19 protein-coding genes and 1 riboswitch are annotated in these 23,291 nt (G+C 60.0%); of the genes, 11 read left to right on the plus strand and 8 right to left on the minus strand.

Going from position 1 to position 23,291, the window contains the following annotated elements:
* Positions 1-384: 384 nt before the first annotated feature.
* The 3 genes from ACL2XF_RS24065 (at position 385) to hldE (ending at position 6,140) form a co-directional block, all read left to right on the plus strand.
* The gene (locus tag ACL2XF_RS24065) at positions 385-1,692 is read left to right on the plus strand and encodes an inorganic triphosphatase (RefSeq protein WP_413721504.1); all 1,308 of its coding nucleotides are present in this window, start codon (positions 385-387) and stop codon (positions 1,690-1,692) included.
* A gap of 45 nt (positions 1,693-1,737) precedes the next feature.
* Complete coding sequence (glnE, locus tag ACL2XF_RS24070) at positions 1,738-4,602, plus strand: bifunctional [glutamate--ammonia ligase]-adenylyl-L-tyrosine phosphorylase/[glutamate--ammonia-ligase] adenylyltransferase (protein ID WP_413727631.1); 2,865 nt, start codon at positions 1,738-1,740, stop codon at positions 4,600-4,602.
* A 104-nt stretch (positions 4,603-4,706) separates the two neighbouring features.
* The gene (hldE, locus tag ACL2XF_RS24075; RefSeq protein WP_410013422.1) at positions 4,707-6,140 is read left to right on the plus strand and encodes a bifunctional D-glycero-beta-D-manno-heptose-7-phosphate kinase/D-glycero-beta-D-manno-heptose 1-phosphate adenylyltransferase HldE; all 1,434 of its coding nucleotides are present in this window, start codon (positions 4,707-4,709) and stop codon (positions 6,138-6,140) included.
* 85 nt (positions 6,141-6,225) lie between these two features.
* Here hldE and ubiK read toward each other — a convergent pair whose 3' ends face one another.
* Positions 6,226-6,627: a ubiquinone biosynthesis accessory factor UbiK gene (gene ubiK / locus ACL2XF_RS24080; protein ID WP_413727632.1), complete on the minus strand. Its 402-nt coding sequence runs from the start codon at positions 6,625-6,627 to the stop codon at positions 6,226-6,228.
* Between the two features lie 129 nt (positions 6,628-6,756).
* Positions 6,757-6,932: riboswitch (FMN riboswitch) on the plus strand.
* Positions 6,933-7,041: 109 nt separating this feature from the next.
* Here ubiK and ribB point away from each other — a divergent pair.
* Positions 7,042-7,695: a 3,4-dihydroxy-2-butanone-4-phosphate synthase gene (ribB, locus tag ACL2XF_RS24085; protein ID WP_410013424.1), complete on the plus strand. Its 654-nt coding sequence runs from the start codon at positions 7,042-7,044 to the stop codon at positions 7,693-7,695.
* Between the two features lie 214 nt (positions 7,696-7,909).
* On the opposite strand, the gene tehB is transcribed toward ribB, so the two are convergent.
* The 3 genes from tehB to norV all read right to left on the minus strand — a co-directional run bounded on the left by tehB (position 7,910) and on the right by norV (position 11,442).
* On the minus strand, positions 7,910-8,773 hold the full coding sequence (gene tehB / locus ACL2XF_RS24090; protein ID WP_410013425.1) for an SAM-dependent methyltransferase TehB: 864 nt from the start codon (positions 8,771-8,773) through the stop codon (positions 7,910-7,912).
* Between the two features lie 116 nt (positions 8,774-8,889).
* The gene (norW, locus tag ACL2XF_RS24095; RefSeq protein WP_413727633.1) at positions 8,890-10,026 is read right to left on the minus strand and encodes an NADH:flavorubredoxin reductase NorW; all 1,137 of its coding nucleotides are present in this window, start codon (positions 10,024-10,026) and stop codon (positions 8,890-8,892) included.
* Positions 10,027-10,035: 9 nt separating this feature from the next.
* A complete protein-coding gene (norV, locus tag ACL2XF_RS24100) occupies positions 10,036-11,442 on the minus strand; it encodes an anaerobic nitric oxide reductase flavorubredoxin (RefSeq protein WP_413727634.1) in 1,407 nt (468 codons plus the stop codon).
* A 256-nt stretch (positions 11,443-11,698) separates the two neighbouring features.
* Between norV and norR the strand changes: the two genes are divergently transcribed.
* A complete protein-coding gene (gene norR, locus ACL2XF_RS24105) occupies positions 11,699-13,219 on the plus strand; it encodes a nitric oxide reductase transcriptional regulator NorR (RefSeq protein WP_413727635.1) in 1,521 nt (506 codons plus the stop codon).
* 194 nt (positions 13,220-13,413) lie between these two features.
* Positions 13,414-14,199: a 4,5-DOPA dioxygenase extradiol gene (gene ygiD, locus ACL2XF_RS24110; protein WP_410013429.1), complete on the plus strand. Its 786-nt coding sequence runs from the start codon at positions 13,414-13,416 to the stop codon at positions 14,197-14,199.
* Positions 14,200-14,244: 45 nt separating this feature from the next.
* Here the strand turns inward: ygiD and ACL2XF_RS24115 are convergent, their stop codons facing one another.
* From ACL2XF_RS24115 to tolC, 3 genes are all read right to left on the minus strand, one after another.
* Positions 14,245-15,405, minus strand: a complete 1,161-nt coding sequence (locus ACL2XF_RS24115) for a glutathionylspermidine synthase family protein (protein ID WP_413727636.1) — start codon at positions 15,403-15,405, stop codon at positions 14,245-14,247.
* A gap of 7 nt (positions 15,406-15,412) precedes the next feature.
* Positions 15,413-16,096 (minus strand): DUF1190 family protein, encoded by a 684-nt coding sequence (locus ACL2XF_RS24120; RefSeq protein WP_410013431.1) that lies wholly within the window; start codon positions 16,094-16,096, stop codon positions 15,413-15,415.
* Positions 16,097-16,291: 195 nt separating this feature from the next.
* Positions 16,292-17,821 carry an outer membrane channel protein TolC gene (gene tolC, locus ACL2XF_RS24125; protein WP_413727637.1) on the minus strand — a complete coding sequence of 510 codons (1,530 nt, stop codon included), beginning with the start codon at positions 17,819-17,821 and terminating at the stop codon, positions 16,292-16,294.
* Positions 17,822-18,042: 221 nt separating this feature from the next.
* Between tolC and nudF the strand changes: the two genes are divergently transcribed.
* The 5 genes from nudF (at position 18,043) to parE (ending at position 22,527) form a co-directional block, all read left to right on the plus strand.
* Positions 18,043-18,675 carry an ADP-ribose diphosphatase gene (nudF, locus tag ACL2XF_RS24130; RefSeq protein WP_410013433.1) on the plus strand — a complete coding sequence of 211 codons (633 nt, stop codon included), beginning with the start codon at positions 18,043-18,045 and terminating at the stop codon, positions 18,673-18,675.
* Positions 18,675-19,100: a DUF1249 family protein gene (locus tag ACL2XF_RS24135; protein ID WP_410013434.1), complete on the plus strand. Its 426-nt coding sequence runs from the start codon at positions 18,675-18,677 to the stop codon at positions 19,098-19,100. Before nudF ends, ACL2XF_RS24135 begins: the two co-directional genes overlap by 1 nt.
* Before the next feature lie 27 nt (positions 19,101-19,127).
* Positions 19,128-19,955, plus strand: a complete 828-nt coding sequence (gene cpdA / locus ACL2XF_RS24140) for a 3',5'-cyclic-AMP phosphodiesterase (protein ID WP_413721494.1) — start codon at positions 19,128-19,130, stop codon at positions 19,953-19,955.
* Positions 19,955-20,536 (plus strand): esterase YqiA, encoded by a 582-nt coding sequence (gene yqiA / locus ACL2XF_RS24145; RefSeq protein ID WP_410013436.1) that lies wholly within the window; start codon positions 19,955-19,957, stop codon positions 20,534-20,536. Before cpdA ends, yqiA begins: the two co-directional genes overlap by 1 nt.
* A 95-nt stretch (positions 20,537-20,631) precedes the next feature.
* Positions 20,632-22,527, plus strand: coding sequence for a DNA topoisomerase IV subunit B (gene parE / locus ACL2XF_RS24150; protein WP_413727638.1), 1,896 nt, complete (start codon positions 20,632-20,634; stop codon positions 22,525-22,527).
* A gap of 63 nt (positions 22,528-22,590) precedes the next feature.
* Here parE and ACL2XF_RS24155 read toward each other — a convergent pair whose 3' ends face one another.
* Positions 22,591-23,205, minus strand: coding sequence for a TetR/AcrR family transcriptional regulator (locus ACL2XF_RS24155; RefSeq protein WP_410016724.1), 615 nt, complete (start codon positions 23,203-23,205; stop codon positions 22,591-22,593).
* Positions 23,206-23,291 lie beyond the last annotated feature (86 nt).

Genomic DNA, 23,291 nt, shown 5'->3' on the forward strand with positions numbered 1-23,291 from the left:
GTAGTGGGTTCAGTTTGACGACGCAATGCTTAAACAGAAATGGGAACTATCTTACTATCAGGCTGCGCAAGGCCCCGGCCAGGGGAGGAAAGATGCAATAGCGTTATTTAAATGGCCATGTCCGGTCTCTTGAACGGGTAATTTATCCGTTACGGCGCCGATTAACGTTGTAATGGATAAAAACGGCGGCATGTCGCGTTAAGCGCATTAATTTTTTGTTATAAATTGTCATTCAAATCATATCAGTGCTTGTCCATAAGCGGCATTAAGGCGATTATTACGTTCTTCAGCCCGACACCTGCGCGGCATCCCCGTGACAAACGGCGCCGGGCCGGGTGTCGTTCCGCAACTGCTCGTTGAGCAACCAGTGGTGTAACCGAAGCTATGAGTGAAGAAATAGAAATAAAATTTATCGTTCATCCCGATGCGGTGGCGTCCATGGCGGAGCGTGTATCCGCCTGCGGAGGCAGTCATACGGCAGCGCAGCGCCTGATTAACATCTATTTTGACACCGTCGGGCTTGACCTGCGCCGGCACGGCGTGGGTTTACGCGTACGCGGCAATAACGAACGTTACGAAATGACGGCTAAAACCGCCGGCACCATCGTCGGCGGCCTGCACCAGCACCCGGAATATAATATTCCACTGCCCGGCCCCGATATCGATATTACGCTGTTGCCCGCCGACATCTGGCCGCCGGACATGGATGTGGCGACGTTGCAGCAGCGCTTGCAACCCCTGTTTCGTACCGATTATCTGCGTGAAAAGTGGTTGATAACCTACGGTGACAGCGAGATAGAAGTGGCGTTTGATCAGGGCGAAGTGGTGGCGGGTGAGCTGAGCGAGGCCATTTGCGAACTGGAACTGGAAATCATGCACGGCAACGTCGCGGACCTACTGGCGCTGGCCGGCACGCTTTGCGCCGACGGCGGCCTGCGCCAGGGCAGCCTGAGCAAGGCCGCGCGCGGCTATCATCTGGCCGCGGGCAATGAGCCGCGTGAAATCCGCGCCCTGCCGTTGCTGCGTCCCGCGCCCAAGGCGACGGTGGAGCAGGGGTTGAGCGAGGCGCTGTCCCTGGCGCTGGCCCATTGGCAATACCATGAGGAACTGTGGCTGCAGGGCATTCCGCTGGCGCGGGAAAGCATCCTGTCCGCCATTATGCTGATCCGGGAAACCTTTGTGGTGATGGGCAATATGATCCCGCGCAAGGCCACCAACGAGCTGCGCGCCCGGTTGGCGGAGGTGACCGACCGGCTGCAACCGCCGGACAGCGATCCCCGGCGGTTGTGCTATGACGCCGCTTACCTGCAATGTAAGCTGGCATTGACCCGTTGGCTGATTCTCGCCGGCTGGCGGGACAGTCTCGATGATAAGGCGCGCCGGAAACTGGACGGCTCCTTTAAGCGTTTTGCCGATATCATGCTGTCGCGCTGCGCCGCCGAGTTAAAAGTGGCGTTCGGCCGCGTGATGTCCCACGAGGAATACCAGCAGCAGCTGCCGCGGCTGGAGCGGCGGATCATGGCTTTCCATCTGCTGTCGGGCGCCTATCCGGTCAAGAAGGTTTTATCTTATATTTTACACTGGCAGGCGCTGCAGCAGGCGATTATCCTGCCCGGCACCAACAATCTGGAGCATATGCGGCGCCAGGCGCTGACCCAGCCGGGTTTTTGGCGCAGCGTCAATAACCGCTAAGCCCCGCGGGGCCGCAGCGTTGCCCGTGACATCCCCAGGAGATCGATGATGAAATTGCCTCTTCCGCCCCTGCTGGATCGCCAGGCGCAGGCGATGGCCGCCCGGCTGATGCCCGCCCGCCCGGCGGACGGGGAGGCGGCCGCCGGGTCTGCTGTGGTGGACGAAAACACCGCCGTCGCGCTGGCGTTAAGTGATTTTATCAGCGAAGCGCTGATTGCCCGGCCGGACTGGCTGGAGGAATTGCACCGCGATCCGCCCCGCGCGGACGAGTGGCGCGGTTATGCCTCGTCGCTCCAGGCGCGGCTGGCGCAGGTGCAGGACGAGGCGGCGCTGATGCGTGAGCTGCGCCTGTTCCGCCGCCGCGCCCTGGTGCGTATTGCCTGGGCGCAGGCACTGGATGCCTGCGCGACCACCGATACCCTGATCCAGCTCAGCCAGCTTGCCGAAACGCTGATTATTGCGGCGCGCGACTGGCTATACCAGGTGTGCTGCCGTGAGTGGGGCACGCCGTCTAATGCGCACGGCGCCGCGCAGCCGCTGCTGGTGTTGGGTATGGGCAAGCTCGGCGGCGGCGAGCTGAATTTCTCTTCCGATATCGATTTGATTTTCGCCTATCCGGAAAACGGCCAGACCCGGGGCGGGCGGCGCGAGCTGGACAACGCGCTGTTTTTTACCCGCCTGGGGCAGCGGCTTATCAAAGTCCTCGATCAGCCGACCGCCGACGGATTTGTCTACCGGGTGGATATGCGCCTGCGGCCGTTTGGCGACAGCGGGCCGCTGGTGCTGAGTTTTGCCGCCTTGGAGGATTATTACCAGGAACAGGGGCGTGACTGGGAGCGGTACGCCATGGTCAAGGCCCGGCTGATGGGCGACGGTGACGACGCCTACTGCCAGGAACTGCGAAGCCTGCTGCGTCCTTTTGTGTTCCGGCGCTATATCGATTTCAGCGTGATCCAATCCCTGCGCAATATGAAAATCATGATTGCCCGCGAAGTGCGGCGCCGGGGACTAAAAGACAATATCAAGCTGGGCGCCGGCGGCATTCGGGAAATAGAATTCATTACCCAGGTATTCCAGCTGATCCGCGGCGGCCGGGAACCCCGTCTGCAGCAGCGCTCGCTGTTGCCTACCCTGAGCGCGGTCGGCGAGCTTGGCCTGCTGACCACCGGCCAGACCGAACAATTAAGCCAGGCCTATCTCTACCTGCGCCGGCTGGAAAACCTGCTGCAGGCCATCAACGATGAACAAACCCAGACCCTGCCGGCCGATGCGCTCAACCGCGCCCGCCTGGCCTACGGCATGGCGGTGGCCGACTGGCCGGCCCTTGAGGACGCGCTGTCCGGCCATATGCGGCGGGTGCGGTTAATCTTTGATATGCTTATCGGCGACGACGCGCCCGATCCGGCGGACCCGGTGGATTTCGACCGCTATGGCGCGCTGTGGTTTGACGACGCGCCGGAGCAGGATGCCGGACTTCTGGCGCCGCAGCTGGATGAGGCCGGGCGCGGGCGCCTTCTGGCCCGCTTGGTGGAATTACGGCGCGACATAGCGAAACGTACCATCGGCCCGCGCGGGCGCGAGGTGCTCGATCAACTGATGCCGCGGCTGCTGGCGCAAATCTGTCCGCAGCCGGCCGCCGACGATGTCTTCGGACGGCTGGCGCCGATGCTGCTGAGCATCGTGTCCCGCACCACTTACCTGGAACTGCTGGTGGAGTATCCGGGGGCGTTGACCCACCTGATCCGTCTGTGTGCCGCCTCGGCGATGATCGCCACCCAACTGGCCCGCCATCCGCTGTTGCTGGATGAACTGCTGGATCCGGCCACGCTCTACCATCCCCTGGCGCCTGAAGCTTACGGTGATGAACTGCGTCAGTATTTACTGCGGGTGCCGGAGGAGGACGAAGAGCAGCAGCTCGACGCCATGCGCCAGTTTAAGCAGGCGCAGCAACTGCGCATTGCCGCCAGCGATATTACCGGCGTGCTGCCGGTCATGCGGGTCAGCGATCACCTGACCTATCTGGCCGAGGCCATGATTGCCGCCGTGCTCCAGCAAGCCTGGAAGACCATGGTGGCGCGTTACGGCCGTCCCGCCCATCTGGGCGAGCAGGGCGGCCAGGGATTCGCGGTAATCGGCTATGGCAAGCTGGGCGGCTGGGAGCTGGGGTACGGCTCGGATCTGGATGTGGTGTTTTTACATGATTGTCCGGCGGAGGTGATGACCGACGGCGAGCGCAGTATTGACGGCCGCCAGTTCTACCTGCGCCTGGCGCAGCGGATCATGCATTTATTCAGCACCCGCACGCCCGCGGGCGTGCTGTATGAAGTCGACCCGCGCCTGCGTCCCTCCGGCGCGGCCGGTATGCTGGTCAGCACCCTGGACGCTTTTGCGGACTACCAGTTGCATGAGGCCTGGACCTGGGAGCACCAGGCGCTGGTCAGGGCGCGCCAGGTATATGGCGACGACGCGCTGCGGGCGCGTTTTACCGCCATCCGCCGCGAGGTGCTGTGCCGGGAGCGCGATCCGGCGGCCTTGCGCGTGGACGTCAGCGAGATGCGCGCCAAAATGCGCCGGCACCTGGCCGGTAAAAACGGCGAACAGTTTGATATCAAGGCAGACGAAGGCGGCATCACCGATATTGAATTTCTGGCGCAGTACCTGGTGCTGCGTTATGCCTGCGCCATCCCGGAACTGACGCGCTGGTCCGATAATGTGCGCATTTTCGCGCTGATGGCGCGCCACGGGATCATCAGCCCGGACGACGCCGCGCGATTAAGCGACGCCTATACCACCCTGCGCGACGAAATCCATCATCTGGCGCTGCAGGACCTGCCGGGGCGCGTGGATAGCCATCGGTTTCAAACCGAACGCGCGCTGATTACCGCCTACTGGAAAAAATGGCTCGACTGAGGGCAAGGGCGGGAAAATGCGTTCCACTATCGGGGGTGGGAGAGAATTGCCGCAGCCTATGCTAGAATCCCGCGCAATAAAATCGTTAAGTCTGGAGCGAGTGGATGAAAGTTACGTTGCCTGATTTTCGCCGGGCGGGCGTGCTGGTGGTGGGTGATGTCATGCTGGACCGTTACTGGTCCGGCCCAACCAGCCGTATCTCACCGGAAGCCCCGGTGCCGGTAGTCAAAGTCGATACCATCGAGGAGCGCCCCGGCGGCGCCGCCAACGTGGCGATGAATATCGCCGCGCTGGGCGCGGGTTCGCGCCTGGTCGGCCTTACCGGCGTCGACGATGCCGCCCGCGCCCTGGGCGAGCGGCTCAACGGCGTCAGCGTGACCTGTGATTTCGTGGCGGTGTCCACCCATCCCACCATTACCAAACTGCGGGTGCTGTCGCGTAACCAACAGCTGCTGCGCCTGGACTTTGAGCAAGGCTTTGACGGCGTGGACGCCGGACCGCTGCTGGAGCGCATCAAGACGGCGTTGCCCGCCGCCGGCGCGATGGTATTGTCGGATTACGCCAAAGGCGCGCTGGCCCGCGTGCAGGATATGATCCAGCTGGCGCGCGCCGCCGGGGTGCCGGTACTGGTCGATCCCAAAGGCACCGATTTCGCCCGTTATCGCGGCGCCACCATGCTGACGCCGAACTTATCCGAGTTCGAGGCGGTGGCAGGCCGCAGCGCCGACGAAGCCGATCTGGTCGCCCGCGGCATGAAGATGATTGCCGATTACGGCCTGTCGGCATTGCTGATTACCCGTTCCGAACAGGGCATGACGCTGCTGCAACCCGGCAAGCCGCCGCTGAACCTGCCGACGCAGGCGCAGGAAGTCTATGACGTCACCGGCGCCGGCGATACGGTGATCGGCGTGCTGGCGGCGGCCCTGGCGGCCGGAAATCCGCTGGAAGAGTGCTGTTTCCTGGCCAATGCCGCCGCCGGCGTGGTGGTCGGCAAGCTGGGCACGTCCACCGTCAGTCCCATCGAGCTGGAAAACGCCATTCACGGGCGTGGCGACGCCGGTTTCGGCGTCATGACCGAGGCCGAGCTTGAGCAGGCGGTGGCGCAGGCGCGCCAGCGCGGCGAAAAGGTGGTCATGACCAACGGCATCTTCGATATCCTGCACGCCGGGCATGTGACCTATCTGGCCAACGCCCGGCGGCTGGGCGACCGGCTGATCGTGGCGGTAAACAGCGATGACTCGACCCGGCGCCTGAAGGGGGAGTCCCGGCCGGTCAATCCGCTGGCGCAGCGCATGGTAGTCCTGGGCGCGCTGGGCGCCGTGGATTGGGTGGTGGCCTTTGACGAGGATACCCCGCAGCGGCTGATCGCCAAGATATTGCCCGATGTGCTGGTGAAGGGGGGCGATTACCGGCCCGAACAGATTGCCGGCAGTAAGGAAGTGTGGGCCAACGGCGGCGACGTCAGGGTGCTCAACTTTGAAGACGGCTGCTCCACCACCAATATCATTAACGCCATCAAAACCGGCAAACGCGGTTAAAGGCAAGGGCGCCGCGACGGCGCCGTTGCCCCCCGCTTTTCCCGGCGGATAACGTGTCCGCGGCCGCCCGATATTTTGCGGCGGCCTACGGCTTCTTGCCTGCGTCCTTAATGTCTGCGGCGATGCTTCCAGCCTGCGTTTCGGCCGGCGGTTCATCGCTTGCCGGCGCGGCGGCCGGGGCCGATACGGCGGCGCCCGGGGTTACAGGTGATGTGGCGCCGGCCACCGTCGGGGCGCCGCCGCTGTTCGGCATGGTTTCCAGCGCATTGAGGCGCAGTTCCAGCTGGTTCAGCTTTTCCCGGGTGCGCAGCAATACCTGGGTCTGCACGTCAAATTCCTCGCGGCTGATTAAATCCATCCGGCTGAACTGGCTTTGCAACACCTGGCGGATTTTTTTATCCACGTCATCGCCCAGATCGCGGATGCCTTTTGGCAGGGACTCATGGATCTGACGGGCAAGCTGTTCGATTTTTTTGGTGTCTATCATCTGTAGTTCCCTAACGCGTTAGTTTTGGTTAAGTGTAATGCCAGATCAGCCGAGAAGAAACTAAAAGAGCCGCCAGAAATTATTCGTTTGCTAATTGCTCCGATAATCCAATGGCGTTATAGTAATTCCGCTTATTCTCAGGGCGGGGCGAAACTCCCCACCGGCGGTAAACCCGTGCGCTAATTGCTATTGACGATTATTGCACAGGAAGCCCGCGAGCGCTCAGATTGCCGTAGGATTTGAGGTCAGCAGACCCGGTGTAATTCCGGGGCCGACGGTTATAGTCCGGATGGGAGAGAGTAACGGCCAACAATGAGCTGCCAGCTCATTCTCGTTATCTTTTAGCCTGTTAAGGCTACTCCTAAGTCTGCCCTGGTTCTGGTAATCCATATACTTTATGAGGTTTTTTTTACCATGAATCAGACGCTTCTTTCCGAGTTCGGTACGCCGACAGAACGCGTGGAAAACGCACTTAACGCATTGCGCCATGGTCGCGGTGTGCTGGTGCTGGACAATGAAGATCGTGAAAACGAAGGCGACATGATTTTTGCCGCCGAAAGCATGACGGTTGAACAGATGGCCCTGGCCATCCGCCACGGCAGCGGCATTGTTTGCCTGTGCCTGACCGAGGAGCGCCGCCGGCAGCTGGATCTGCCGATGATGGTGGAACACAACTCCAGCCACTACCAGACGGCGTTTACCGTCACCATCGAAGCCGCGGAAGGCGTCACCACCGGCGTTTCCGCCGCCGACCGCCTGACCACCATCCGCGCCGCCATCAAAGACAACGCCAAGCCCAGCGATCTCAATCGTCCCGGCCACGTGTTCCCGCTGCGCGCCCAGCCGGGCGGCGTGCTCACCCGCGGCGGCCATACCGAGGCCAGCATCGACCTGACCACCCTGGCCGGCCTCAAGCCGATGGGCGTGCTGTGCGAAGTCACCAATGAGGACGGCAGCATGGCCCATGCTCCGGAAATCATCGCGTTCGGCAAAAAGTATGATATGCCGGTGGTCACCATCGAAGATCTGGTGGACTACCGCCGCTCGTTGGCACGTCAGGCCAGCTGACGCGCGGTTGCCGTCGCCCGCGGCCGCAGCTTTCGCCGGGCCGGGACAATAGCCCGGCGCCGTGCGGGCATGCAGAAGGGACCAGGCGGCGCTGGCCCCGCGGGTAGCAGGTTCGCCGCGCGCATTCTGCCCTGAAACGTCCGTATGTACTGGCGATGCCGCTGTGCCGGGAAGCCCCGGCCGCCGGGGGCGCCCGGTTGCTTTCCCGGTTCTGTCAGGGCCGCTTGCGCGCCAGCAGCGTGGCAAAACGCAGCTTAATGCGGTTGCCTTCGGCGTCGGTTTTATGCAGTTCTCCCCTATCCTCGTTATATTTTATTATTTCCCAATCGCGATAATACCCGGACAGTTCCCCGGCGCTGAAAGTAAACGGAAACGGCAGCGGGCAGGGACAATCCTCGGTGGACATGGCGGCGACAATAAGATTCAGCCCGCCGTCGTTGGTGCTTTGCTGCATATTGCGGATAACGCGCTCGATCCGGTCGGCCTGTAAAAACATCAGCACCACGGTCGAGAGAATAAAGTCGTACCGGCCGTTTATCAGCTGTTCGTTGATATCATAAACGCCGGCTGAGATATGATCGCGTTGCTCGATCGCGATAAGGGTATTCAGGGCATCGATGCTTTGCTGGCTTTTATCATACGCCGTGACATCAAACCCCAGCAGGTTCAGATACAGCGCATTACGGCCCGCGCCGCAGCCCAGATCCAGCGCTTTGCCCGGCGCCGCGTATGCGGCGGCGTTAATCACCTCGGAATGCGTGCGCGTCATGCCGTGCTTAAGATGATAATAATCCTCCGGCCGGCAGTAAAAGGCCAGTTGGCAACGCATATCCGCCGAGCTGGCGACAATACGGTGCCAGCGCTGCGGCTCCACCAGGGGCGGCGGGTTGTCGCGCGTAAACGCGTGGGATTCCAGCACCTCATCGTTTTCGCTTAAAAACGCAAAGGACAGCGTGCCCTGCAGTACAGTGAGTTTCGCCCATACGCCCTCCTGGGTATTGTGCCGCTGGCGGAAGGCCTCCGGCAGCGTCTGGCTATCCCATTCGGGCAGGGTTTTATAACACATCAAATCTTGCATATCGTTCTCCGCCGTTGGGGGCAACGGCCATCGTCAATTTATCAACATAATGCCGGGGATGGCGGGTCAATACCGACCGGGCGGCTACCGCCGGGCCGCCGGCCGTGAGGACGCGTTCAGCATGGCGCCAACTGGCGCAGCAGTAAAAACGCCTCCTTCATCCGCGCTTCTCCCGCGACAAAGGCGCACAGCCGCCGTTGTTCATCCCAACCCTGCGCCAGTATACCCTGGGTGTCAAAGTTGATCTGCCAGTGTAAATCCGTGCGCTGCGTTTGGCCCGCCAGGTGCAGCGGCATATCGGGCGTTTTCACCTTTACCAGCATCGGCGGCAGTAACAGGCTGTCGTTACCGCCCAACAGATTTTTAGCCAACACCGCGGCGCTGAGCTGTATCGGTTGTAAAAAAGGCATCAGCGCGCCGTTGATTTCCGCGCAATCGCCCAGCGCATAGATGGCGGGATCCGAGGTGCGCAATCTGTCGTTAACCCGGATACCCCTGCCGGTATCCAGACCGGCCGATAAGGCCAGCGCGGTGTCGGGCTTTAGCCCGATGGCGGCAATGGCGGCATCCACTTCCAGCAGACGGCCGCGCGGCAGGGCGGCGGCGATGCCGGTCGCGGTCGGGCAAAGGCTCAGCAGCCGGGTGTTAAGGATCAGCTCCACCCCCTGCCGGACCAGGCGATGCTGGAGACGCGCGCTGACTTCAGCCGGCATCAGGGACGCCAGGATGCTGGCCGCCTGATCGAGGAGGATCACCTGTTTGCCCGCCCGGGTCAGGTCCATTGCAAGTTCAGTGCCGATAAGGCCGGCGCCCAATAACAGGACCCGCCGCGCCTGCCGCAGCTGGTCTTCTATCCGGCGGTACTGTTGCTGGCTATTGAGCGTCAGCATCAGTTCCCGGCCTTCAATCGCCGGGATAACGGCCTGTGCGCCGGTGGCCAGGATCAACTGACGGTAGCCATATTCGCCGTCGCTGCAATAGACCCGCCGCGCCGCGGCATCGATACGCTGCGCCCGTGAATGACGGTGCAGCGTCAGCCGGAACTGTTCGGCAAAGTCCCCGGCGGTCATCCGGGTCAGGTCGTCCGCGCGTTGCCGCTGGCTGAACACATGGCTTAGCTCCGGCTTGTGGTATTCATCGCAGCTGTCGTCGGCGATAAGCCGGATCGGCACGCCGTCATCGAGCTTGCGCAGGTTCTTGATCAACTGCCGGGCGGCAAAGCCGGAGCCGATAATAACAATGCCTTCGTTCATCTCATCGCCTTATTTCAACGCGTCAAAGACGTCTTTGCCAAGACCGCATTCCGGGCATAAAAAGGTCTCCGGCACCTGCGGCCAACCGGTACCGGGCGCCACTTCCTGCATCGGTTCGCCCAGGGCGGGGTCGTAAATCCATTGGCACACGCTGCATTGCATCCTGACGGTGTCCGCGGCGGCGGGGGCGGGGGCAACCGCGACCTGCTCATCCAAAGGATGCAGCGCCCACTGGCGGGCAATTTCCCTGCCGTGCTCGCGGCAGAGGTCCAATGCCGCGCCGTCCGGTCGCCATTTAGTCTTCAGGGGCAGGGAGGTTTCGAACCCGGCGTCCATCAGCCGCGTCTGCACCCGGTCCACCGCGCCGCCGTTCCAGCCGTAGCTGCCGAAGGCCGAGGCCTTTTTATCGCGAAAGCGCAGTCCCGCCAGTTCTTCGAGCAGCGCCGCTACCTTGGGCATCATGACGTTATTCATCGTGGAGGAGCCGGCCAACACCCCTTTGGAGCGGAAAACCTGGGTCAGGATTTCGTTTTTATCATGGCGGGCGACGTTAAAGATTTTTACCGCCACGCCGGGATCGGTTTCAGTAATCCCCTGGGCAATGGCATCCGCCATCATGCGGGTGTTGTTCGACATGGTGTCGTAAAACAAGGTAATACGGTCCTCCTGGTAGCTGTCGGCCCACTGCAGATATTTAGCGACGATCTGCGTCGGATTGTCGCGCCACACCACGCCATGGGACGTGGCGATCATCGACAGGGGCAGGTTAAAGCCCAGGATTTCATTGATCTTGGCGGTGACCAGCCTGCTGAACGGCGTCAGGATATTGGCGTAGTAACGCTGGCATTGCTCAAACAGTTCATTCTGGTTCACTTCGTCGTTAAACAGATGCTCGTCGCAATAATGCTGGCCGAAAGCGTCGTTGCTGAACAGCACCGCATCGCCGCTGAGATAGGTCATCATGCTGTCGGGCCAGTGCAGCATCGGCGTCTCGATAAAGATCAGCTGCTTGCCGTTGCCGATATCCAGACTGTCGCCGGTTTTAACCGTGCGAAAGTTCCATTCCGGGTGATGGTGGTGGCCGTTAATGGAGTCAATGGCGTTGGTGGTGCAATAAATCGGCGTATGCGGGATACGCGCCATCAGCGCGGTGAGGGCCCCCGCGTGATCCTCCTCGGCGTGGTTGATGATAATATAATCTATGGTGGCGAGATCGATTTCCGCCTCGAGGTTTTGCAGGAAATCACGGCTGAACTTATAGTCCACAGTATCAATCAATACCGTTTTTTCTTCACGGATCAGATAGCTGTTATAGCTGCTGCCTTTAAGGGTTTTATACTCGGTGCCGTGGAAATCGCGTACTTCCCAATCCCGTTGTCCCACCCAATGAATAGTGTTTTTGACCTGTACCGTCATGATAAAACCTCATGGTAAATTGCCACTGAAAACCGCTGGATGGCATCAGTGCTGCATAACCCATGCCAATAATTAATTCATTGAAATTAAAGAATTTAAATTATTTATTTGTCAAAATGACGAAATTGGAAATATGTTTTTTTGACACAGCTATTGTCACAATGAGATAGTCGGCGCTCCGGGCCGCATCCGCCCTGCGCGGCGTAATGACGCTGTGGCTTGTCGCCGCTTTTTACCTTGTCAGGTGCTTATCCTTATGGCGTTATCCATGCAAACCCTGAGCCGGATTGCCATTGAGCTGCAATCGGGCATCACCGGCAGGGACCGTTTCCAGCAGTTGATCAACAGCCTGCGCCGGTTGCTCGCGTGCGACGCCTGCGCGCTGCTCAGCTATGAACAGCAGCTGTTCCGGCCGCTGGCGATCGCCGGTCTGTCGCCCGACGTGCTGGGGCGCCGTTTCCGGCTGTCCGAGCATCCCCGTCTGGAGGCCATCGCCCGCGCCGGCGATGTGGTGCGTTTTCCGGCGGACAGCCTGTTGCCCGATCCTTACGACGGGCTGATCCCGGGCCATGAGCAATTGAAGGTGCATGCCTGTATCGGTCTGCCGCTGTTTACCCACCAGAACCTGGTCGGCGCCCTGACCATTGACGATATGGATGCGCATCAGCTCGATCATTTCAGCGATGAGGAACTGCGTCTGGTGGGGGCGCTGTTCTCGGTCGCGCTCAGCAACGCGCTGCTGGTGGAGCAATTGGAAAAACAGGCCATTGCGCCGATAAGCGCCGTCGGCCGGCCGCAAACCGAGGGCGCCGACGAAATGATCGGCTTGTCCGGGGTCATGGCGCAGCTGAAAAAGGAAATCGGCATCGTGGCCAATTCGGATCTGAACGTGCTGATCACCGGTGAAACCGGCGTCGGCAAGGAGCTGGTGGCGCGCGCAATACATCTGCAATCGCCACGGGCGGCCAATCCGCTGGTGTACCTTAACTGCGCGGCCCTGCCGGAATCGGTGGCGGAAAGCGAATTGTTCGGCCATGTCAAAGGCGCCTTTACCGGCGCCATTCATCATCGTATCGGTAAATTTGAACTGGCGGATAACGGCACGTTGTTCCTGGATGAAATCGGCGAGCTGTCGCTGACATTGCAGGCAAAACTGCTGCGGGTATTGCAGTACGGCGATTTACAGCGCGTCGGCGACGATCAAAGCCTGCGGGTCAATGTGCGCGTCCTGGCCGCCACCAATCGCGTGCTGAAGGAGGCGGTGCTGGCCGGGCAGTTTCGCGCCGATCTGTTTCACCGCTTAAGCGTGTTTCCCGTCCATGTGCCGCCGCTGCGCGAGCGCGGGCGGGATATTGCCCTGCTGGCCGGTTTTTTTTGCGAACGCAGCCGCATCCGGCTGGGACTGCAGCGCGTGGCGCTGGCGCCGGCCACCCTGGCGTTGCTGGCGGAAAACGGCTGGCCGGGCAATGTGCGCGAGCTGGAGCATGCCATTTATCGCGCCACGGTGCTGGCGCGGGCGGGGCAGGGCAACGCCGAGGTGGTATTGCGGCCGGAGAATTTTGCCCTGGATGGGGCCTCGCCCCCATTAACGCACGTCGCGCCGCCGCATGACCCTATCGCTTCCGCTACCCTGCGCGACGGTACCGACGATTATCAGCGCCGCTTAATCCGCATGACGCTGGCCGGCTGCGGCAATAACTGGTCGGCCTGCGCGCGCAGGCTGGCGGTCAATCCCGGCAATTTGCACCGGCTGGCGAAGCGGCTGGGGATTAAGTGAAAGGCCGCCGCCCGGCTTTGCGCCGCGGCATCGTCGTCCCTGGCGCGCGGGGACGAGCCATGCGGACGTTTAGGTTTATTCAAATATATTGAATATGATGATCATGCTTATCCGGGTTTATTTTCCGGCCGCAAGGCGTAAGTTAATCAGCATAAGGCGCCAGGCGCGATAAGATGATACAGAAGGAATGACCCATGAGCGAACCCCGTATGCCCGCGCTGTTTCTCGGCCACGGCAGTCCGATGAACGTGCTGGAAGATAATCAATATACCCAAACCTGGCAACGCCTCGGCCGGACCTTGCCGCGTCCCCGCGCCATCCTGGCGATATCCGCCCATTGGTTTACCCGCGGCACCGCGGTGACCGCGATGGAAAACCCGCGCACCCTCCATGATTTCGGCGGTTTTCCCCAGGCGTTGTTTGATATCCGTTATCCGGCGCCGGGCTCGCCCGCCCTTGCCGCCACCATCCAGGAACTGCTGCTGCCGGTGGCTGTCAGCGCCGATCTGACCGAATGGGGTTTCGATCACGGTTCCTGGGGGGTGGTGAAAAAAATGTATCCGGACGCGGATATCCCCATGGTACAGCTCAGTATCGACGGTACCCAGCCGCCGGAATATCATTTCCAGCTGGGACGAAAACTGGCGGCGTTGCGCGACCAGGGCGTGATGATGGTCGCCAGCGGCAACGTGGTGCATAACCTGCGCATGATCCAATGGCACGGCGAGGCGCCGCCCTATCCCTGGGCGTTATCCTTTAACCAGTTTGTGCGCGACAATATCGGCTGGCGCGGCCAGGGCGTCCATCCGCTGGTGGATTTTATGGCTCATGACGGCGCGGCGCTGTCCAACCCCTCGCCCGATCATTACCTGCCGCTGCTGTATATACTGGGCGCCTGGGATGGCGAAGAGGCGATTTCCATACCGGTGGACGGCATTGAGATGGCGTCGTTAAGCATGCTGTCGGTGCAGGTGGGTTAAACGCTGTTACGCAGCGGCGCTGCCGCTGCGTATGCTTTGGGGCGCTCAGTCGAGGATAATATGCGGGTAAAAGCGCGACAGATCCTGGGTGATCAGTTCTTTATCTTCCCGGATGCCGATGCCGCAAGGCCTGTCGTTCACCAGCCAGCTGCCGATAACGGTATAGCTGTCGCCGAAGCGCGGCAACGGGCAAAACTGCTGCACGATGGCGCCTTCTTCGCCATAAGGCCCGTCCACGCGGGCGGTTTCCTTGCCGTTTTCGACGATGCGGATATTGGCGCCTTCGCGGGAAAACAGCGGCTTCACCACATAGTGATCCATCGGCGGCGGGTTGTCTTCGGCAAAATAGGCCGGCAGCAGGTTGGGATGCCCCGGGAACATTTCCCATAACATCGGCAGCAGCGCCTTGTTGGAGATAATGCTTTTCCAGGCCGGTTCCAGCCAGCGCACCCCCGCGTCCTCAAGCTTGGTGGAGAAAATCTCCCGCAGCATGAATTCCCACGGATAGAACTTAAACATATTGCCGATCACCCGGTTTTCGGTGTCGGTAAACTGGCCTCTTTCGCCCAGGCCGATTTCCTCGATAAACAGAAAATCATTGGGTAATTCCGCCTCCAGCGCGCAGTCCTGCAGGTACTGCACCGTGCCGCGATCCTCGGTGGTATCCTGGCAGCAGGCAAAATGCAGCAAGCTGAAACCATGCTGCTCCTTGAGCTCCCGGAAGCGTTCGATCAGCTTTTCCTGCAGGCTGTTATATTGGTCGGCCCCGGCCGGCAGCTGGCCGGACTTGATCTGATCCTCAAGCCAAATCCACTGGAAAAAAGCGGCTTCATACAGGGACGAGGGGGTATCGGCGTTATTTTCCAGCAGTTTTGGCGGCTGCCGGCCGTCATAGACTAAATCCAGACGGGAGTAGAGCGAGGGCTGTTGGGTATGCCAGGCGTTGCGCACAAATTGCCAGGTATGCTTGGGGATGCGGAATTTGGCCAGCAGCGCGTCGCTGTCCACCACTTTCGCCACGACTTTCAGGCACATCTGATGCAGCTCGGCGGTCACATCCTCCAGCGTTTCTATCTGCGCCAGCGTAAATTGGTAATACGCATCCTCGCACCAGTAGGGCTCGCCGTACATGGTATGGAACTCAAAACCATATTCGGCGGCTTTTTCGCGCCAGTCCGGGCGTTCGTTCAGGGTAACTCGTTTCATGTCCCGCTTAGCCGCCAATGCTCATGCTGCGACGTGGCGCGGTGCTGCTGCGACGTGGCGCGGTGCTGCTGCTGCGCTGCATGGTGGCGTTCTGTTTCGCTACCGTTTCGCCGAAGCCGCCGCGCGTGACGGTATTGGTGGTCGGCGTCTTGGGCGCCATGGCGGTTTTCGGCACATTCATGCTGCGCCCGGTAGTGGCGGGGCCGTAGTTACGGCCGGTGGCGTCGACAAACTTGCCGTTCGCCGGGCTGTTGGGCGCGCGCGACGTGAACAGCGGCTGCTGCGCATAACCGCCGCCGCCCATCATGCGGCCCATCATATAGCCGGCCATCAGGGGCATCCAGAAACTGCCGCTTTGCTGCGATTCGGCGGCCACGCCGGCCTGGGCGGGGGCCTGGGTACATTGCCCTTCGCCGAATTCGGCGACGCAGTCTTCGCGCGAGGCGTATTTGGGCGCGGTTTTCACCGCCTCTTTCTGCGCGTTGTTAAACGCGGTGGTGCACTGCTCGCTCATGGACGGATTGGCGCGGGTACAGTCATCGCTGTTTTGATACAGCGACACGTTCTCGTCGCTTTTCTCGCAGCCGGCCAGCATAAACACCGCGCCGACCGCCAGCGCGACCGGCGCCATGCGGCAGGCACGCCATTGCTTGCGGAAACTGGCGTGGTTAATGTCTTTTGTCCGTTTCATTATTTTCCTGCTTTATTAACGATTTAACATTCCCGGAGATACGCTCTAAGAATAGGGTAAAAATGCCTAAATAAGAAGCATCGGCGGCGACTGCGGAAACATCTTTACATAGTTATACATAAAGGTGGGATCGCGGCGGAAAGGCGGGATGTCGCCGGAGGGGCCAGGCGGGCGGGCTGCCCGCCTGGAAAACGCTTAATGCCTGAAGGGATTGCGGCCGGTGGCGGAGCTGGAATTAACCGGCGCGATGGCGCTGACCGTCGCGGCCTGGGGGCGTGTCGCCTGCTCCTGGCTTTGGTTGGCGCGCGGCGCGTTGGCAGTCTGGCTCGGGCTGACGCCTTCGGCCTTGGCGACCTGGGACGGATTTTCCGGCGCCACCTGTTCGGGACTGGTGGCAATCTGCTGGCCGAGGGAAGCGTTAAGCGCCTGGATATCGCCTTCATTCAGGGTGCCGAGGGCCTGTTTCAGGTTCAGCTGATTGATGACATAGGTATAACGCGCATCCGACAGCTGCCGCTTGGCGTTATAGAGCGTGGTGGTGGCGTCCAGCACGTCGACGATGGTGCGGGTGCCCACTTCATAACCAGCTTCGGACGCGTCCAGGGAGCTTTGCGCCGAAATGACCGCCTGTTCATAAGCGTCGATGGAGCTGACGGAGGCGGAAATATTATTAAAGGAAGAACGTACGGTCTGCACCGCGCTGCGATGCGCGCTTTCCAACTGTTCGCTGGCGCTGACGAAACTGTACTGCGCCTGTTTTACCTGCGAGGTCACCGAACCGCCGGAGTAAATCGGCACGTTCAGGCTCAGGCCGATAGAGTTCTGGCCGACACGCCGGTTTGCGTAAGTCGGATCATTATTTGTCCTGGATCCGTTATAATCGGTATTGGTCACCGACGACTCGGCATTCAGGCTCAGGGTCGGGTAATGGCCGGTTTCGTAATAACGGATATTCTCGCGCGCCACATCCTGCGACAGGCGGGCGCTTAACAGGTTCAGGTTACGTGTTTCCGCCTGTTTCAGCAGGCCGGCGATGGGCTGGGGACGTTCAGCCTTGAAGCGCTGCACGTTAAGCGAGGCCAGCTGCGGATAAAAGTTGCCGCTTATCTGGCGCAGGCTTTCCAGCGCGTTGTCCAGCGTGTTGCGGGCGGTGACCTCGTCGGCCAGCACCTGGTCATACTGGGCGCGGGCGTTCTGCACATCGGTAATCGCCACCAGGCCGACGTTAAAACGCTGGGTGGTTTGATCCAGTTCGCGGTAAATCGACTGTTTCTGCGCCTCGGTATAAGACAGCGCGTCAATGGCGCTTAATACGTTAAAATAGGCGGTGGCGGTATTCAGGATTAAGGTCTGCTGGGCGGCCTGGTAAGAGACGTCCTGGACGCCGGCGGTTTTTTCCTGAATGGTCAGCGCGCGCCATTTCGACATATCGAAGATGGTCTGGGTCAGCTGCAGCGACCCGCTGGCAACGCCGGAATTGATGTCTTTGCTATCACGGGCGCCTTGACTATACGTATAATCCGCCCCCAGCCCGAGCTGTGGCAACAACGGACTGCGCGCTTCGTTGATTTTTTCAAATGCCGCGTCGCGATCGGCCGCGGATTGCCGCAGATCCGGGTTGGACAACCGCGCCTGCTGATATACCTGTAGCAGATTTTCTGCCTGACTTAACGCACTGAAGCCGCCGAGGCCGAGTCCGATAAGAAGGGGGAGCAGTTTCTTCATTTGCATTCCTTTTGATACAGCAAAATTGCTATGGTAGCGCTGGCGATAATGAGCCATGAAATAGTGCACGATTCTACCAGAGTCCGCCAGAAGTAGGTGGTGGCTTAATGTGCCATCTTGAATCTGTGGGATAAAATTTATCACAATCCACCTAATTAGCGAGAAAAGTGATTGCCTGACGCCGTCGCTACTGACAAATCATCCCAAAAGGAGTCGTTTCCATGGTTTCGTCCACACCCTCACCGGTAACATTTGGTAAAAATGATGTAGAAATTATTGCACGCGAAACGCTTTACCGTGGATTTTTTTCCCTGGAGTTGTATCGGTTCCGCCATCGCCTGTTTAACGGCGAGATGAGCGGCGAGGTGCGGCGGGAAATTTTAGAGCGCGGACATGCCGTGGTATTGTTACCCTATGATCCGGTGCGAGATGAAGTTGTATTGTTGGAACAAATTCGTATTGCCTCTTATGATAGCAGTCCGACCCCCTGGCTGTTGGAGCTGGTAGCCGGTATGATCGAGCCTGGCGAATCGCACGAACAGGTGGCGCGGCGGGAGTCCATTGAGGAGGCGGGGCTGGACATCGGCCGTTGCAAACTGCTGCTAAGCTATCTGGCAAGTCCGGGCGGCACCAGCGAACGCTTGACGATTATGGCCGGCGAGGTGGACGCGCAGCTGGCCGAAGGTATCCACGGATTGGTGGAAGAAAACGAAGATATCCGTCTTCACGTGGTCAGCCGGGAGCAGGCTTACCGTTGGGTTGAGGAAGGGATTATCGATAACGCGGCCTCCGTCATTGCCCTGCAATGGCTGGCACTACACCATGAATCCTTACGAAAAGAGTGGGCCGATTAATGATCAAGCGCTACACCCCTGATTTTCCTGAAATGATGCGCCTGTGCGAGACCAATTTCGCCCAGCTGCGCCGGCTGTTGCCGCGCACCAACGAGGTGGGGGACGCCATAACCTATCAGGTCAACGGCGCCAGCTATCGCCTGACCATACTGGAGGCGACGCGTTACACCACCCTGGTGCAGATACTCCAGACCGAACCGCTGGTCAGCTACTGGAGCCTGCCGTCCATGAGCGTGCGGCTATACCGGGACGCCATGGTTGCGGAAGTGTGTTCCAGTCAGCAGATCTATCGTTTCAAGGCAAGGTATGATTACCCTAATAAAAAGTTACACCAACGTGACGAAAAACATCAAATCAACCAATTCCTTGCGGATTGGCTACGCTATTGTTTAGCGTATGGGGCGATGGCGGTTCCCGTTTGTTAGGCAGATTTCAATAACCAAGGATACCCTTTGGAAAGCCTGTTGACACTTCCTGTGGCGAATGGGGCCATTATCAGGATTTTACAGATCACAGACACTCATTTGTTCGCCGGTGAGGATGAGGCGCTGCTCGGGGTGAATACCTACCGTAGCTATTGCGCGGTATTGGACGCGGTTGAAGCTGAACGTCATCATTACGATTTGGTGGTCGCGACAGGTGATTTGGCCCAGGACCATTCCCTTGAGGCCTACCAGCACTTCGCCAGGGGCATTACGCGGTTGCCCGCGCCCTGCGTCTGGTTACCAGGCAATCATGATTACCAGCCGGCAATGGTCAAGGCCTTGGCGGACGGCGGAATATCGCCGTCGAAACATGTGCTGCTCGGCGATCAATGGCAACTGGTGCTGCTTGACAGCCAGGTGTTCGGCGTACCGCACGGCGAACTGAGCGATTATCAGCTTGAATGGCTGGAAAAGGCCCTGGACTCGCAGCCCGAGCGCTATACGCTGCTGCTGCTGCATCACCATCCGTTCGCGTCCGGCTGCATCTGGCTTGACCAGCATAGCCTGCGCAACGCGCATATGCTGGCGGCGACGCTGGCCAGGTTTCCCAGGGTAACCACGCTGCTGTGCGGCCATATACACCAGGAACTGGATGTCGACTGGCAGGGCCGGCGCGTTTTGGCCTCGCCGTCCACCTGCGTGCAGTTCAAACCGCACTGCACCAATTTTACTATCGATTCCGTCGGGCCCGGCTGGCGTTATCTCGATTTGCATCCTGACGGCACGTTGTCGACCGAGGTCCATCGGTTATCCGGCGACGAGTATCTGCCCGACACGGATTCGGAAGGCTATTGATGGCGGTCCTGCTTTATCTTCATGGTTTCAACAGTTCCCCCGCCTCGGCCAAGGCCACGTCTTTCAAGGCCTGGCTCGCCCGGCATCATCCCGATATCGAGATGATCGTCCCGCAGTTGCCGGTCTATCCCGCCGACGCGGCCGACATGATCGAGTCGCTGGTCCTTGACCGGGCTGGCGAACCGCTGGGCATTGTCGGGTCGTCCCTGGGCGGTTATTATGCCACCTGGCTGTCCCAATCCTTTATGCTGCCCGCCGTGGTGGTCAACCCCGCGGTGCGGCCGTTCGAGCTGCTGGCGGAGTTCCTGGGCAAGAATGAGAATCCCTACACCGGCCAACATTATGTGCTAGAGTCTCGCCATGTCTACGACCTGAAGCTGATGCATGTCGACAGGCTGGAATCGCCGGACCTTATCTGGTTGCTGCAGCAAACAGGCGACGAGATCCTTGATTACCGGCAGGCGCAGGAGTATTACACCCACTGCCGCCAGACCGTGGAATCGGGCGGGAATCACGCCTTTGTCGGGTTCGAGCATTTTTTCTCTCCCATAATTGATTTCCTTGGGCTGAATAAAGTCTGAATCGCCGCCGTTTGAGCCGCGCGAATAACGCTTCCCGAGGGGGTGTCCTTTGCGGTAGGCTCTCCAACAATTTGTCACGAAATATACTTTAAGCCATGACTCAATCAAGCTATAACGCCGATGCGATAGAAGTATTAAGCGGACTGGAGCCGGTACGTCGTCGTCCCGGCATGTACACGGACACCACCCGGCCCAACCATCTGGGCCAGGAGGTCATCGACAATAGCGTCGACGAAGCGCTGGCGGGCCATGCCCGGCGTATCGACGTGGTGTTATATGCCGATCAATCCCTGGAAGTGACCGACGACGGCCGCGGCATGCCGGTGGATATCCATACCGAGGAGGGGGTGCCGGCGGTCGAGCTGATTATGTGCCGCCTGCATGCGGGCGGTAAATTCTCCAACAAAAGCTACCAGTTCTCCGGCGGCCTGCACGGTGTGGGTATTTCAGTGGTCAATGCCCTGTCTACCCGGGTGGATGTGACGGTGCGCCGCGACGGCAACATCTACGCCATCGCGTTCGAAAACGGCGATAAGGTCGAGGATCTGTCGATCATCGGCACCTGCGGCAAACGCAACACCGGCACCAGCGTGCATTTCTGGCCCGATCCGCAGTTCTTCGACAGCCCGCGTTTTTCAGCCTCCCGGCTGGCCCATTTGCTCAAAGCGAAGGCGGTGCTTTGTCCCGGCGTGGAAATAGTCTTTACCGATCAGGTTAATAACACGGAGCACCGCTGGTGCTACGCCTCCGGCCTGACCGACTACCTTAACCAGGCGATCAACGGGCTGATTACCCTGCCCGAGGCGCCGTTTACCGGCGCCTTTGCCAGCGATACCGAAACCGTCGACTGGGCCCTGCTCTGGCTGCCCGAGGGCGGCGAGCTGCTGACCGAAAGCTATGTTAACCTGATCCCCACTCCCCAGGGCGGCACCCATGTCAACGGGCTGCGCCAGGGCCTCCTGGACGCCATGCGCGAGTTTTGCGAATACCGCAATATCCTGCCGCGCGGCGTTAAGCTGTCGGCGGAAGATATCTGGGAGCGCTGCGCCTATGTGCTGTCGGTGAAAATGCAGGATCCGCAGTTTGCCGGCCAGACCAAGGAGCGTTTGTCTTCCCGCCAGTGCGCCGCGTTTGTCTCCGGCGTGGTGAAGGATGCCTTCAGCCTGTGGCTGAATCAAAATACCCAGGTAGCCGAACAGCTGGCGGAACTGGCGGTGGCCAGCGCCCAGCGGCGTTTGCGCGCCTCGAAAAAAGTGGTGCGCAAGAAGTTGACCAGCGGCCCGGCGCTGCCGGGGAAACTGGCGGATTGCACCGCGCAGGATCTGGCGCGCACCGAGCTGTTCCTGGTGGAAGGGGACTCCGCCGGCGGGTCGGCCAAGCAGGCGCGCGATCGGGAATACCAGGCGATCATGCCGCTGAAGGGCAAGATCCTCAACACCTGGGAAGTCTCCTCGGATGAAGTGCTGGCGTCGCAGGAAGTGCATGATATTTCGGTGGCGATCGGCATTGATCCGGACAGCGATGATTTAAGCCAGCTGCGCTACGGCAAGATTTGCATCCTGGCCGATGCCGACTCCGACGGCCTGCATATCGCCACCCTGCTGTGCGCGCTGTTTGTGCGCCATTTCCGCGCGGTGGTGAAGGAAGGCCATGTGTATGTCGCCATGCCGCCGTTGTACCGTATCGATCTGGGCAAGGAAGTGTTTTATGCCCTGGACGAAGGCGAAAAAGCCGGCGTGCTCGAGCAACTGAAACGCAAAAAAGGCACCCCGAACGTGCAGCGCTTTAAAGGGCTGGGGGAAATGAACCCGCTGCAGCTGCGCGAGACCACGCTCGATCCCAACACACGCCGCCTGGTGCAGCTCACCATCAACGACGAGGATATGCAGCAGACGCTGGCGATGATGGATATGCTGCTGGCGAAAAAACGCTCGGAAGACCGGCGCAACTGGCTGCAGGAAAAAGGCGACGAGGCCGAGATCGAGGTATAGTCCCCTTACGGCAGGGGCGCCTGCCGTGCTGGCTGCGCGGATAGCCGCCTGAAACCTCTTGGGCTAACTGGCGGACGCCGCATCCCACAAGGTCATAATCTGGGCAATCGCCCCTTCGATATCGCTCAGGGGTATGCCGTCGCGCGCCAGCGTGGATATCCCCAGCAGGAAGCTGTCAAAAATAACCACCAGGGCCTGCGTACCGGCCTCTTCCCGCAGTTCTCCTGAGCTGATAGCTCTGTTAACACAGTTTCTTAATCCGGTGCGTGTGCGGTTGCGGGAATCGGCAAGCGGTTTGAGCACCGGGTTGTACTCGGGGGAGCCGGCAGACATGACGCCGAGCGCCACCATGCACCCTTTGGGATGCCCGGGTTCGCACTGCATGCGGGCGGAATCCGACAACGCCCGCTCAATGGCCTGGCGAGGCGGCAGTGCCGGATCCCAAAGCGGCTCGGTGACGCGCCCGTGCGTGGCCAGGTAACAGGCCACCGCTTCACGAAAAAGCCCTTCTTTTGAACCAAAGGCGGCATAAAAACTGGGTGCGGTGATGCCGCGGCCGATAGCCGCTTTCAGTTGCGTCAATGACGTTGATTCATAACCATATTCCCAGAACAGATGCATTGCCTGGCGCACGGCTTCGTCGCGATCAAACTGTCTGGGTCGTCCGGTTCGCATGATCTCTCTCCTGCTTCAATAATTTTATACTAATTGATACATAATTGTTTGACAACCTATTCGTTTCACGATATTTGTACTAATCGATA

The organism is Sodalis sp. RH19, assembly GCF_047324215.1.
Lineage (GTDB): Bacteria > Pseudomonadota > Gammaproteobacteria > Enterobacterales > Enterobacteriaceae > Acerihabitans.